The sequence below is a fragment of the Rhodoferax sp. genome (assembly GCF_025354435.1).
In the GTDB taxonomy this organism is placed as follows: Bacteria; Pseudomonadota; Gammaproteobacteria; order Burkholderiales; family Burkholderiaceae_C; genus Rhodoferax_B.
Genome location: NZ_JANXMU010000054.1, coordinates 1 through 11,218, shown reverse-complemented (window position 1 = coordinate 11,218; position 11,218 = coordinate 1). Strand labels below are relative to the sequence as shown.

The 11,218-nt window shown below is 64.3% G+C and carries 15 protein-coding genes and 1 pseudogene; 4 read left to right on the top strand and 12 right to left on the bottom strand.

Translation table 11 applies throughout. The features are described from left to right. Window positions 1-538 (top strand): annotated as a pseudogene (gene actP, locus Q0T48_RS14665) (cation acetate symporter); the annotation flags it as partial. Window positions 539-641: 103 nt separating this feature from the next. Here actP and Q0T48_RS14660 read toward each other — a convergent pair. The 3 genes from Q0T48_RS14660 to Q0T48_RS14650 form a co-directional block, all read right to left on the bottom strand. Beyond that, window positions 642-779 carry a DUF1289 domain-containing protein gene (locus Q0T48_RS14660; RefSeq protein WP_295957458.1) on the bottom strand — a complete coding sequence of 46 codons (138 nt, stop codon included), beginning with the start codon at window positions 777-779 and terminating at the stop codon, window positions 642-644. Between the two features lie 95 nt (window positions 780-874). Further along, window positions 875-1,366, bottom strand: coding sequence for a YbaK/EbsC family protein (locus Q0T48_RS14655; protein WP_295957455.1), 492 nt, complete (start codon window positions 1,364-1,366; stop codon window positions 875-877). Beyond that, window positions 1,366-2,286, bottom strand: a complete 921-nt coding sequence (locus Q0T48_RS14650; protein ID WP_295957454.1) for a glyoxylate/hydroxypyruvate reductase A — start codon at window positions 2,284-2,286, stop codon at window positions 1,366-1,368. The genes Q0T48_RS14655 and Q0T48_RS14650 overlap by 1 nt, the downstream gene beginning before the upstream one ends. Before the next feature lie 98 nt (window positions 2,287-2,384). On the opposite strand from Q0T48_RS14650, the gene Q0T48_RS14645 reads away from it, so the two are divergent. Both Q0T48_RS14645 and Q0T48_RS14640 read left to right on the top strand, forming a co-directional pair. After that, window positions 2,385-2,993 carry a VOC family protein gene (locus Q0T48_RS14645; protein ID WP_295957452.1) on the top strand — a complete coding sequence of 203 codons (609 nt, stop codon included), beginning with the start codon at window positions 2,385-2,387 and terminating at the stop codon, window positions 2,991-2,993. 15 nt (window positions 2,994-3,008) lie between these two features. After that, the gene (locus Q0T48_RS14640) at window positions 3,009-3,155 is read left to right on the top strand and encodes a VOC family protein (RefSeq protein ID WP_295957450.1); all 147 of its coding nucleotides are present in this window, start codon (window positions 3,009-3,011) and stop codon (window positions 3,153-3,155) included. 60 nt (window positions 3,156-3,215) lie between these two features. On the opposite strand, the gene Q0T48_RS14635 is transcribed toward Q0T48_RS14640, so the two are convergent. From Q0T48_RS14635 to Q0T48_RS14600, 8 genes are all read right to left on the bottom strand, one after another. After that, on the bottom strand, window positions 3,216-3,812 hold the full coding sequence (locus Q0T48_RS14635) for a DUF4126 domain-containing protein (protein WP_295957460.1): 597 nt from the start codon (window positions 3,810-3,812) through the stop codon (window positions 3,216-3,218). A gap of 105 nt (window positions 3,813-3,917) precedes the next feature. Beyond that, entirely contained in the window at window positions 3,918-4,973 is a 1,056-nt protein-coding gene (locus tag Q0T48_RS14630; protein ID WP_295957448.1) for a hypothetical protein, read from the bottom strand. Between the two features lie 78 nt (window positions 4,974-5,051). Next, window positions 5,052-5,459, bottom strand: coding sequence for a PIN domain-containing protein (locus Q0T48_RS14625; protein WP_295957446.1), 408 nt, complete (start codon window positions 5,457-5,459; stop codon window positions 5,052-5,054). Then, window positions 5,456-5,695, bottom strand: a complete 240-nt coding sequence (locus tag Q0T48_RS14620) for a type II toxin-antitoxin system VapB family antitoxin (RefSeq protein WP_295957443.1) — start codon at window positions 5,693-5,695, stop codon at window positions 5,456-5,458. The genes Q0T48_RS14625 and Q0T48_RS14620 overlap by 4 nt, the downstream gene beginning before the upstream one ends. A gap of 102 nt (window positions 5,696-5,797) precedes the next feature. Further along, the gene (locus Q0T48_RS14615) at window positions 5,798-6,976 is read right to left on the bottom strand and encodes an FAD-dependent oxidoreductase (protein WP_295957441.1); all 1,179 of its coding nucleotides are present in this window, start codon (window positions 6,974-6,976) and stop codon (window positions 5,798-5,800) included. A 9-nt stretch (window positions 6,977-6,985) separates the two neighbouring features. Further along, window positions 6,986-7,150 (bottom strand): rubredoxin, encoded by a 165-nt coding sequence (locus Q0T48_RS14610; protein ID WP_295957439.1) that lies wholly within the window; start codon window positions 7,148-7,150, stop codon window positions 6,986-6,988. A gap of 79 nt (window positions 7,151-7,229) precedes the next feature. Then, complete coding sequence (locus Q0T48_RS14605) at window positions 7,230-7,721, bottom strand: rubrerythrin family protein (protein WP_295957437.1); 492 nt, start codon at window positions 7,719-7,721, stop codon at window positions 7,230-7,232. Between the two features lie 126 nt (window positions 7,722-7,847). After that, window positions 7,848-8,837: a LuxR C-terminal-related transcriptional regulator gene (locus tag Q0T48_RS14600; RefSeq protein WP_295957436.1), complete on the bottom strand. Its 990-nt coding sequence runs from the start codon at window positions 8,835-8,837 to the stop codon at window positions 7,848-7,850. Window positions 8,838-8,961: 124 nt separating this feature from the next. Here Q0T48_RS14600 and Q0T48_RS14595 point away from each other — a divergent pair, with 124 nt between their 5' ends. Further along, window positions 8,962-10,974 (top strand): hypothetical protein, encoded by a 2,013-nt coding sequence (locus tag Q0T48_RS14595; RefSeq protein ID WP_295957434.1) that lies wholly within the window; start codon window positions 8,962-8,964, stop codon window positions 10,972-10,974. Between the two features lie 6 nt (window positions 10,975-10,980). Here the strand turns inward: Q0T48_RS14595 and Q0T48_RS14590 are convergent. Next, on the bottom strand, window positions 10,981-11,218 hold a 238-nt coding region (locus Q0T48_RS14590; RefSeq protein ID WP_295957432.1), incomplete at its 5' end, for an HAD family phosphatase.

The following is an 11,218-nucleotide window of genomic DNA, read 5'->3' as shown; positions in this document are numbered from 1 at the left end:
CTTGACGCTGTCGGGTGCCTCGGCCGTGTCGCATGACTTGTATGCGACCGTGTTCAAGAAAGGGCAAGCGACCAGCGCCAATGAATTGCGGGTGTCGCGTTTGACTACCGTGGTGCTGGGCATCATCGCCGTCGTGCTGGGCATTTCCTTTGAAAAGCAAAACATCGCCTTCATGGTCTCGTTGGCCTTCGCCATCGCCGCCTCGGCCAACTTCCCGGTGCTGTTCATGTCCGTGCTGTGGAAAGACTGCACCACCCGCGGCGCGGTGATTGGCGGCTTTATGGGCTTGATCTCTTCCGTGGGCCTGACCATCGTGTCGCCTGCAGTGTGGGAAGTGACGCTGGGTTACGCCAAGGGCTCGGCCCTGTTCCCCTACACCTCGCCTGCGCTGTTCTCCATGACCATCGGCTTTGTCGGCATCTGGCTGTTCTCGGTACTCGACCGCAGCCCGCAAGCCGCCAAAGAACGCGATGCCTTCAAATCGCAGCAAGTACGTTCTGAAACCGGGTACGGCGCATCGGGCGCGTCGGGACACTAAAAGCGGTCCCCCCAGCGTGGCCCTCTGAGCGGGCCACCCCAAACCGTTCGCGCGGGTCTGGTCGAATACCTTCGATCAGACCCGCCCGGACGGTTTTTACGTTTTAGCCAGGAGCCGCTTGGGCGCGCCGGGCAATCTGGGCCCACACCGCCAGCCGGCCCGGCGCGTCCAGACCGCGCCAGGCACCGATCTCGTCCAGCGTGCGCAGGCTACCGGTGCAAAGCTGGCCCACTGCGTCCATCTGGCAGATGCCTACACAGGGCGATAGTACTTCAGCATATTTTTGGCCTCCAGCGCAGATAGCGTCTGCGCGAGCAGCTATTAAATCCATAGTACTCACAGGGTTACGTCCACCACCGGCGCGTTGGTCAACCGCGCCAGCTCATCGGGCGAGAGCGCAAACACCGCGTGCGGATGCCCAGCAGCCGCCCAAATCTCGGCAAACCGAAACAGCTCCTGGTCGATCAAGGTGACGCTGGGCACCGCATGCGCCACCGGGGCCACGCCGCCGATGCTGAAGCCCGTGCGGGCCTTCACAAACGCCGCGTCGGCCCGCCCCACCGGCCCCACCAGCGCGGTGACCTTCTGCTCGTCCACCCGGCGGTCGCCCGAGGTCACCACCAGCACGGCAGCATCGTCGGAGAGGCGGCGAAAAATGATGCTCTTGGCGATCTGTCCCACCGCAATGCCCAGCGCATCGGCCGCCTGCTGCGCGGTGCGGGCCGCATCGTCGAGCAGGCGCGGCAGCTGGGGGTGGCCTTGCGCCTGCAGCAACGCAGCCACCCGTTGCACGCCTTCAGGCAGGGGCTTGAGTTCAGCGCCGCACATCAATAACCCCGATCGCGATGCACCACACCGTCCACCGGCTGGCCTCGCAGCAGCGCCTGCAGCTTACCGATGATCTGGGCCAGGCTTTCCGCATCCAGCGTGCGCGCCGAAATATGCGGGGTGATGTGGATCTGCGGGTGGCCCCAGAACGGGTGCTCGGACGGCAGTGGCTCGGTGCGGAACACGTCCAGCGTGGCCCCGGCCAGGTGGCCGCTGTCCAGCAAGGCCAGCAGGTCGGCATCCACCAGATGCGCACCGCGCGCCACATTGATGACATAGCCTCCCTGCTGCAGCTTGGAGAGGCTGCGGTGGTCCAGGATGTTTTGCGTGTCCACTGTCAGCGGCAGCAGGCAAACCAGCACTTTGCTGGCGGCCAAAAAGGCATCCAACTGCTCGGCACCGGCAAAGCCGCGCACGTCGGCCAATACCTTGGACTGGCGGCTCCAGGCGTTGACGGGGAATTCAAAACCCCGCAGGGCCTGCGCCACCCGCGTGCCCAGCACGCCCAGGCCCATCACACCCACCGGGAAGTCGCTGCGCACCACCACATCCTGCTTGCGCCAGCGTCCGGCGCGGGCATCGGCCTCGTAGGCATCCAGCCCCCGAAAATGCCGCAGCACGGCGTGGCACACGTACTCGGCCATCTGCACCGCCATGCCCGCGTCTTCCAGCCTCACCACCTGAGTCTGCGGTGGAATGCGCAAGCGCATCAACGCGTCCACGCCCGCACCCAGGTTGAACACGGCTTGCAGGCCCGGCTGCTCGTCAAAAAACGCCTGCGGCGGGGCCCAGGCGATGGCGAAATCCGCCGCAGGGCTGCCGGGGCTCCACAAGGCCACTTCGGCCTCGGGCCAGACGGCGTGCAGCCCGTCGATCCAGAACTGCGCCGCCCCATCGGGGTTGTACAAAGCGATCCGCATCCAAGTTTCCTTTTGTTTCAGATTTTCCGCATATTGTGTCTGCTGGCGCGCGGGCAAACTCCTAGAATTTGCCCTCCCATTCCACTACGGAGACATCCATGGCAAGCACCCCTAGCGAATTTGTTTGGTACGAACTGGTGACCAGCGACGGCCCGGCCGCCGAGACCTTCTACCAGGCCGTGGTGGGCTGGACGACACAGGACGCGGGCATGCCCGGCATGCGCTACGCCCTGGCATCGGCGGGCAGCACCCAGGTGGGCGGCATCATGACCCTGCCCGCCGAAGCCAAGGCGGCCGGGGCCCAACCCGGCTGGTGCGGCTATATCGCTGTGCCCGATGTGGATGCCCACGCCGCACGCATGGTGCAAGTGGGCGGAACCGTCCACTATCCGCCCACCGACATCCCCGGCGTGGGCCGGTTTGCCATGGTGGCCGACCCGCAAGGCGCGGTGTTCGCGTTGTTCAAGGGCCTGCCTGCCGAGCGCCCTGCCCCGCCGCCCGCAGGCACGCCGGGCACCTTTGGCTGGAACGAACTGCACGCGGTGGACGACACCGCCGCCTTCGCCCTGTACGCCGATTTGTTTGGCTGGACCGCCGCCGAGGCCATGGACATGGGCCCGATGGGCATCTACCAGCTGTTTGCCACCGGTGCCGCGCCGGTCGGCGGCATGATGCGGCGCGCCGACGGCGGCACACGGGCCAACTGACTGTACTACATCCACGTGGAGCAGATCGACGCGGCAGCAGACCGGGTACGTGCGCACGGTGGGCAGGTGCTCAACGGCCCCATGGAAGTACCCGGCAACATGTGGATTCTGCAGTGCACCGACCCGCAAGGCGCCCAGTTTGCCTTGTTGGGAACGCGCTGAAATACTATCGTTTATATAGCTACTAGCGTAGGTGGCGTATGCGCTACAGGCCTATTTTTCTTAAATTTCTGCCACACCCACCCAGCCCCGTACCCGCCGCACCAAGGCCTTTAAAAAAGACCACAGCAGCACCAGCAGCCAGATGCTGAGGACCAGCACCACGCACAGCACCACGCCGAAGGTGACTGGGTAGTGCGCCGCCAGCCACAGCGCACCCATGCTCATGCCGTCTTCCAGGAAGCTCAGGGCGACGTTGGAAAAAGGCTCGGGCGAGGTGTTTACGGCCGCCCGCGTGGCGGCCTTGGTGGCGAACGAGGTGGCGGCCAGCGAACCGCCCAGCAAGGCGGCCACCGCGCCCATGGTGCCGCCGTCAGCCCCAAACACGGCCGCGGCCAGCGCCGCCCCGGCGGGGATGCGGACCACCGAATGCAGCACGTCCCACACCGTGTCCAACCCCGGAATCTTGTCGGCAAAAAACTCCACAAACAGCATCGCCCCGCTGGCCGCCAGCATCGCCGGGTGCTGCAGCACGTGCAGCCCGGCAGGCAAAGGCCACCAGCCCAACGCCCCGGTAAGCCCGGTGACAAACACCACGGCGTACAGGCGGATGCCACTGGCCCAGCCCAGCGCGGCGGCCAGGGCCAGCAACGCAGGCATGTCGAGATGCGCGCTGCCTTGGGCCAACGCGTCTGCAGCGGTACTGGCGCCGCTGTGGCCCAGGGTTTGTAACCAGGTGCTGAAGCTATCCATAGGGCAGTAGTTTTAGGGAGCCGGGGCGTCGGCTGGTTTCACCCACACCACCACGTTGTCCACCGCGTACAGCTGGCACGGGGTCTTGCTGATGCGGCGGCAGCGTGCCAGGGCACGGTCGGACGGGTCGGCGGGTTCGGTCACATCGGCCGGGTCCAGGCCCGCGGTGGCGATCACCTTTTCGGACGAGAACGCAAACGCCCGCGGCAGCGGCAGGTCCAGCCACTGGCGGTAGATCTTGCGCACGGTTTCGGTTTTAAAAGGCAGGGCATCGATGTCGTCTACCTTGGCGAAGCCCGACGCGGTGTAGGGAACAATCATCGGCGCAGCTCCGGACGCCAGCGGCAGCACGGCCGTGGTGTCGACCACGGCTTCGGCGGGCAGCGGCGGCAGCATAGGCAGTTTGGCGCTGGTGTCACGTTTTTCCATCAGGCTGCGCAGCGCATCGGGCAACTGCTTGGCCCAGGCCAGCATCTCTTCGTCGTTGTCCATCGACTGGGCGGGCACGAATACACGGATGCGGCCATAGTCGTTGTGCGCGTACTTGGTATAGACCACCTCGTACACCGGGCCGGGCAGGCGCACCGACTTGGCCTGCACCCACTGCTGGGCCTGGGCATAGAAGTCGGCCTGGATACCCAGCAAGTGGCCGGTGCGTTTGAAGATTTGCAGGCACTCGGGCAGGGCCAGGGTGCTGCCAAAGTCTTCGCTGTATTGCGGGTTGTGGGAGTTGCAGCGCTCGGCCTTCCAGTCGGCCCCCAAGGTGGTGCGCGAGGGCATCTCCAGCACAATGCCGCTACGCATGCGGCCGTTTTGCACGTCCATGGCGTAGGCCGCATACACCGGTGATCGCGGCGGCGGACCCTGCGACGTGGTCCACTGCGCCTGGGCAATGTAGGTCCAGCGGCCCTCGGGCAGCACCAAGCTACGCGCGCCAATCGTGACCTGCTGGTCCAAAATGTCTTTGGCAGGCGGGTTGCCGGGGATTTCGAGGGCCAGCGCGCAAGGCACCAGCGCGGCCAGCCCCAGTGCAAAGCACAGGCGCTGGACGGTTGTAACAATCTTCATGGTGTCTCTTTGGTTTTTTAGAATAAATGCAGTGTCTGGGTACATGAACGGCGACACAGATTACCGCACCCCCTGATGCTACGGGAAGTGTTGCACCCCCCGTAAGCCCATGAACGCCACCATGCCCTCAAAATCGCGGTCGTTCTGGATCAGATCGCAGTCGTTGCGGATGCACCAGGCCCCCACCAGCAGGTCGATAGGGCTACGCACGGTGAGACCTTTGTGGCGCAGCTCGCGGTAGATGTCGGCAGCCAGCAAGGCGATGGCTTCGCCACCGGCGGTGACCACCGGCAAGGCAGCCAGGGCCTGTTTCGCCAGCCGTAGCTCCTGCGGGTGGCGAAAGCCGCGCAGCACTTCCATCAGCACCACGTCCAGCAGCACCAGTTCGCGCGCGCTGTCGTTGAGCACGGCATCCAGCGCCTCGGTGTGCGGGGTGGCCGCGCCTTTGAAGTAGTCGATCCAGATGCTGGAATCGGCAGTGATCACAGCGGCTTGGCCCGGAAATCAGGGCGGGGCTCTTGCACGCTGTGGCCGTCGCTGGTGCTCCAGTCGCCGTCCAGGCTCCACTGCAGCTTGCCGCGCAGAGCCCGCAGGTTTTGGTAAGCCGCGCGGCGGGCCAGCAGGCGCAGGCCTTCTTCCACCGCATCGCGCTTGGTTTTGAAGCCCCCGGCCTGCATGGCGGCATCCATCAGCTGGTCGTCAATGACGATGTTGGTGCGCATATAACGCCCTCGTGTGTATATATTTAAAAAATTATACACATTGACCGCAAAAAAGCGATGGGGCGGATCGCTCCGCCCCATCGCATGCCTATCGGTCGAGGTTTAAACCACCGCCACCATTTGCTTCACCAGCGCCATGCGTTTGCTGGTGTGCGTGCCGGTCAGCACAAAGCCGTGTGCGCGCTCGGGTGCGTCTGCCGGGGCAAACCACCATTCGCCCAAGGTCTGCTCGACCCACGCGCCCAGATGGCCGGGTGCGGGCGGGTGCGCCACGATGGGCAGGGCCGGGGTTTTGATGGCCACTGGCATGGCGGCGAATTCCAGCGTGGCTTCGGTGCCGCACAGATTCGCTGCCAGCACTTTGGCCGCCGCCATGATGGGCATTACGTAGGGCAAGGTACGGCCAGTGGGCGCGCCGGGGCTAGCCGCGCTGGCGTACTGCGCGCCGTCGCCCAGCCCCCACACGTGGGGGGCACTGGTTTGCAACTGGCGGTTCACCACAATGCCGCGCTCGCAGGCAATGCCTGCGGCCTGGGCCAGCGCGGTGTCGGCCCGCAGGCCGATCGCGCTGAGCACGATGTCGGCAGCAATGCTCTGGCCGTTGCCCAAGGTGAGCGACAGCGCACCGGCTTGCGGCTCCACGCTTTGCACCGTGGTCCCCAGGTGCCATTGCACCGACAGGCCCTCCAACGCAGCCTGCAACTGGACGCTGGCGGTGGGCGGCAGCAAGGCGGCCAGGGGGCGATCCGACGGATCGACCACCGCCACGGCATAGCCTGCACCGGCCAGGTCGTTGGCAAATTCACAGCCAATCAGGCCCGCACCCATGATGGCCACGCGGGCGCCTTCACCCAGCGCGGTAAGGCGCTGGTGGAACACGCCAAAGTCAGCCAGCGAATTGACCGACAGCACCTGGTCCGCCGCGGCACCCGCCAGCGGCACGCGGATGGGCTGTGCACCGGTGGCCAACACCAGGTCGCGGTAAGCCAACGGGCCGGTGCTGGTCTGCACCACCTGGGCGGCAGTGTCGATGGCGGTGACCTGGGTGTACGACAGCAAGGTGACGTTCAGCGTCTGAGCGATGGTGGCCGCCGGGGTGGTCACCAGCTGCGCCGGGCCGCGCTTCTGGCCAAACGCGTTGGACAGCGTGGGCTTGGCGTAGAAGTCGCCCGCGTCCGCGGTAACCAGGGTGACGGGCGTGGTGGTGTCGAGCTTGCGGAACTCGCGCACCGCCTGCCAACCGGCCAGGCCCGCGCCAATGATGAGGAGAGGATGGTTCATGCAGGAATTTTAGATTTCGACGGGCTCGAAGTCGGCCTTGGCCACGCCGCAGTCGGGACATTCCCAGCTGGCGGGCACGTCGGACCACAGGGTGCCTGCGGCGATGCCGTCTTCGGGGCGGCCCGTAGCTTCGTCGTACACAAAGCCGCAAACGATACAGATATAGGTTTTCATGGGGATTTCTCGGTTTTTATATAAAAAGTGCCTCTAGCGCATATTCAACCTACGCTAGCAGCTATGAAAAGCGTAGTGATTATGCCGTGGCGGTCAAACTATCCAGGTGAGCCTGGTAGTGGTTGGCGTGGCGCTCTTCGACCTTGGCCAGGGCGGCGAAACGTTTTTGGGCCTTGGCCAGGGTGGCGACGAACTGGGCGGCATGGACCTTGGATTCTTCGATCTGCTCGTCCATCTCGGCCACGGCGGCGGCATTGCCTTCGGCTTCGGCAGTGGCACGGAAGCCGGGGTACATCTCGGTGTACTCGTAGGTTTCGCCGTCGATGGCGATCTGCAGCGCCTTGGCCGGGGTCATGCTGGCCTTGGGGTAGAGCAGGTCCAGGTGGCCGAAGGCGTGCATCACTTCCTGGTCGGCAGTGGCTTCAAACACCTTGGCCGTGGCTTCGTCGCCGGCTTCCCGCGCCAGCTTGGCGAAGTAGCGGTATTTGATGTGGGCCATGGATTCGCCGGCGAAGGCGGACTCAAGGTTGGCAAGGGTTTTGATTTCTGGGCGTTGGCTAGCAATGGACATCGTGGGCTCCTGTAGGGTGTAGTCGTTGTGAACAGGGGCGATCTTACGGCGATGCGATTGCCTACGCCAATTAGAAAAACACATTTGATTGTTAGATTCTATTAATGCACCGTTTTCGATTGCACGCTACTCCGCCCGGCGCAGCGCCTCAATCAGCATGGCGATGTTGCTGACCTGCAGCTTTTCGTAGATGGCCTGGATCTGGTTGCGCACCGTGGCGGGCGAGCGGCCCAGCGCCAGGGCAATCGCCTTGTGGTTTGCACCCCCGGCAATGCGCTGGGCAATGCCCCGTTCGCGGGCGTTAAGCTGGTCCACCAGGCAGCGGGCACGGGCTTTCAAAAACAGCAGGCCATGCTCCACGTAAAACCGCAACACCATGGCCCGGCCCGCAAACCGGTCTACCCCCAGCAGGGCGGTGTCCATCAGTTGCCTCGGCAGCACCGGGCCACGCCAACCACTCCACTCCGCCTGCAGCAAGGCGTGAAAATAAGGATCAGCGTGGTACAGCGTCCCACGGGTATCGGCAATGGCGCTGCCGTGGGCCGACAAGGCCTTGCCCGCGACCAGCAGATGGTCCAGATGCATCACCCGGTTCAGCGCCAGCGCCTGCATCACATGGGGGGCCAACTGGGCCAACAGCACGCACTCGTCTTCGGTGCAGTGCGCGTCCCGTTGGCGGCGAAACAGGCTGACCCAGTGGACAAACTGGGTGCGGGGGTTGCCATCGGCGGCAATCAACATGTTTGCATGCCCAAACCGGTGCAAAAAGTCCCGCAGCTCCCGTGTTTCGGGGCTGGCAAACCAGCTATCTGTATGAAACGCCCGCACCACATGGGCCTTGCCAAACACCGTGGCCGCAGCAGTGTCCAGTTGCTTCAGCGACTCGTAGCCCTGCAGCATTTCGGGCGAGCTTTCGTGCAGGTGCACGGTATGGATATCGATACCCTGCGGGTGCGTGGTGGCCGTGCCCCACACGGATGAGTCAAACGGCAGCACCTGCTTGATCTGCGCCAGCGCCGCATCCTGAAAATGCTGGATAGGCATTTCCTGCGCCAGGCGGTAAAGCCTGAGCAGCAAGGTACTGAAGTCCGGTGGCTGGTCGCGCAAGTCGTCCATAAAAAGTGCGCTCCCATAGTGCATTTGTACTATTGTGGCGACCCTTAGATCAAAAGAAAATGTATTTATTTGCAAAAAAACACAACTCGCAAAAAACCCTTTGCCCACCACCCACGGAGACACCATGAAAAAGCATATGAAATGGACACTGTCAGGCGCCGCGCTCGCCGTGCTGGCCGCTTGCGGTGGAGACGGCGGCAGCAGCCCCGTCGCCGTTGCACCGGCCACCACCAATGTCGCCATGACCGTGATGGACGGTCTCATCAAAGATGCCACGGTCTGCCTGGATGTAAACGAAAACGGCGCCTGCGATACCGGCGAGCCACAAGGCACCACGGGCGCAGACGGCACTGTCAGCTTTGCCGTGCCCAACACGGACCTGGGCAAACACCCGGTGTTGGCCATCGTGGGTCCCGGGGCGGTCGATATGGACAGCCCGGACACCCCCATCACAGCCGCCACGGCCTACACCTTGACGGCCCCAGCGGACCAAATAGCGGTGATCAGCCCGCTGACCACGTTGGTGCAGCAGATCGTGGCATCACAGGGCTTGAGCACCGCCGCCGCCGCCGCCGCTGTGCAATCGCAGGCAGGCCTGAGCAGTTCGCCCATGGCCAACTACGTGGCCACGCTGGACACCCAGACTGCCAACGCTGCACGGATACTGGTCGCAGCCATCCAGAACCAGACGGCCACCCTGGCCTCGTCCACCCTAGCAGCGGCAGATGTCCAAACAGCCATTTTGAACAACGCAAGCAATCTGCTGGCAGCGGCAGTGGCAGAAAGCAGCGCCATCACCGCATGCTCCGACAAAACCTCTGCCGCCTGCAAAGCCGCCATTGCCGCCGCCGTAACCACCGTGTTGGCCAACGCGGGGTTGACATCGGCCACCGTCGCCGCAGCAGTGGCGCTGGCCAAGACCCCGGCAGTCGTTGACACCGCAAGCAGCACCCCGGTTGCCAGCTTTGCGCTGGACTGGGTCAACGCCGGTGACACCAGCAACTGGTACACCCGCGTATTCGCCTCTACCGCCGCTGAAAACACCCCGGACGCCAACGGACTGGTGCGCTACCGCTCCATCCGGCACGCGCGGGTGGCCGGGGTGGATACGGAATGGGCAGTCAACAGTGACTCTGCCCGCGCGGGCGATCTGCACTGGAACGGCAGCGCCTGGACAGGCTGCACCACCAGCACCCAGAACACCAGCACTGTGCACGATGCACAGGGCCGTTGGACCTACAGTTACTGCGACAACCTGGAAAAAGGGACTTCCCAGCGGGTCGTCACCAACATCGAAGGCCAAACCATGGCCAACGTGTTTGCGCTGATCCAGGCCACCCGCACCGACGGCAGCAACTGGGGCAAAGCGCCACTCTGGTTCACCGGAACGACGACGGCCAGCGTGGGCACCGCCACCTTCCCGACGGGCTCCAGGCTGAACGTTCAAACCCAGGTCACCACGGCATTGGCAATGGCATATGACGTGCAAACCAGCAACATCGTCACCGTGGCCGATGCCGCAGTGGCCGCAGGCGGCGATGCCATCGCCAACAGCGCCGTAGCCTGCAACACCACGCAGAGCAGCAACGCGAGCCAGGCCGTCACGCTGGAGACGATGATCGCCCGCAACCCTGGCACGCAATGCATCTTGCCTACTGGAACACAGCCCGGGCTGAACGGGCAAACCTTCTCCAGCCTGTTGCCCAACACCGGCTGGGGTAACACCACTACCAGCATCGGCACCCTGGGCAACGCCCCGCTGGGCACCAGCACCACGGCGACGGGTTACTACACCGGTAACAAACGGCTACGGGTATCTTTTGCAGGGGGCAGCAGCAATGCCGTCACCTTCTACAGCTGCCTGCAGCGCTCCATCAACGGCTCCACCCGCAACTGCACGTCCGTGGGAACCGGCACCTACACCATCACTACCATGGGTGACGCCCGTGTCATGACGTTCAGCGCCATGCCGGCTGCGTTTGCCGAGCTGACCTACGACCGGGTGTTTGTGGAACGTGCAGGCCAGGTGTACTTTGGCTACAAAGACAAGCTATCCAGCACGAAAGTGCTTCGCCTGAACGGCACGGCAGGCAATGCCGTACTCAGCCAATTAGGGCTGCCCACCTTCACACCGTAAACGGGCTCACACCAGCAGCGCCGCCAACTGGTCCATGTCGGTAAACGTGCAGAAAGCCCCCGCCTCCAGCAGCGCCTGCGCGTCCACGTGGCCGGAGGTGGCGGGCGCGTAGCCGAACACCGTGGCCCCGGCGGCCACGCCCGCGCGCACACCGGTGGTGGTGTCTTCCACCACGGCACAGCGGGCGGGGTCCACGTTCAAAGCGGCGGCGGCCGCCAGGTACACGTCGGGCCAGGGCTTGGTG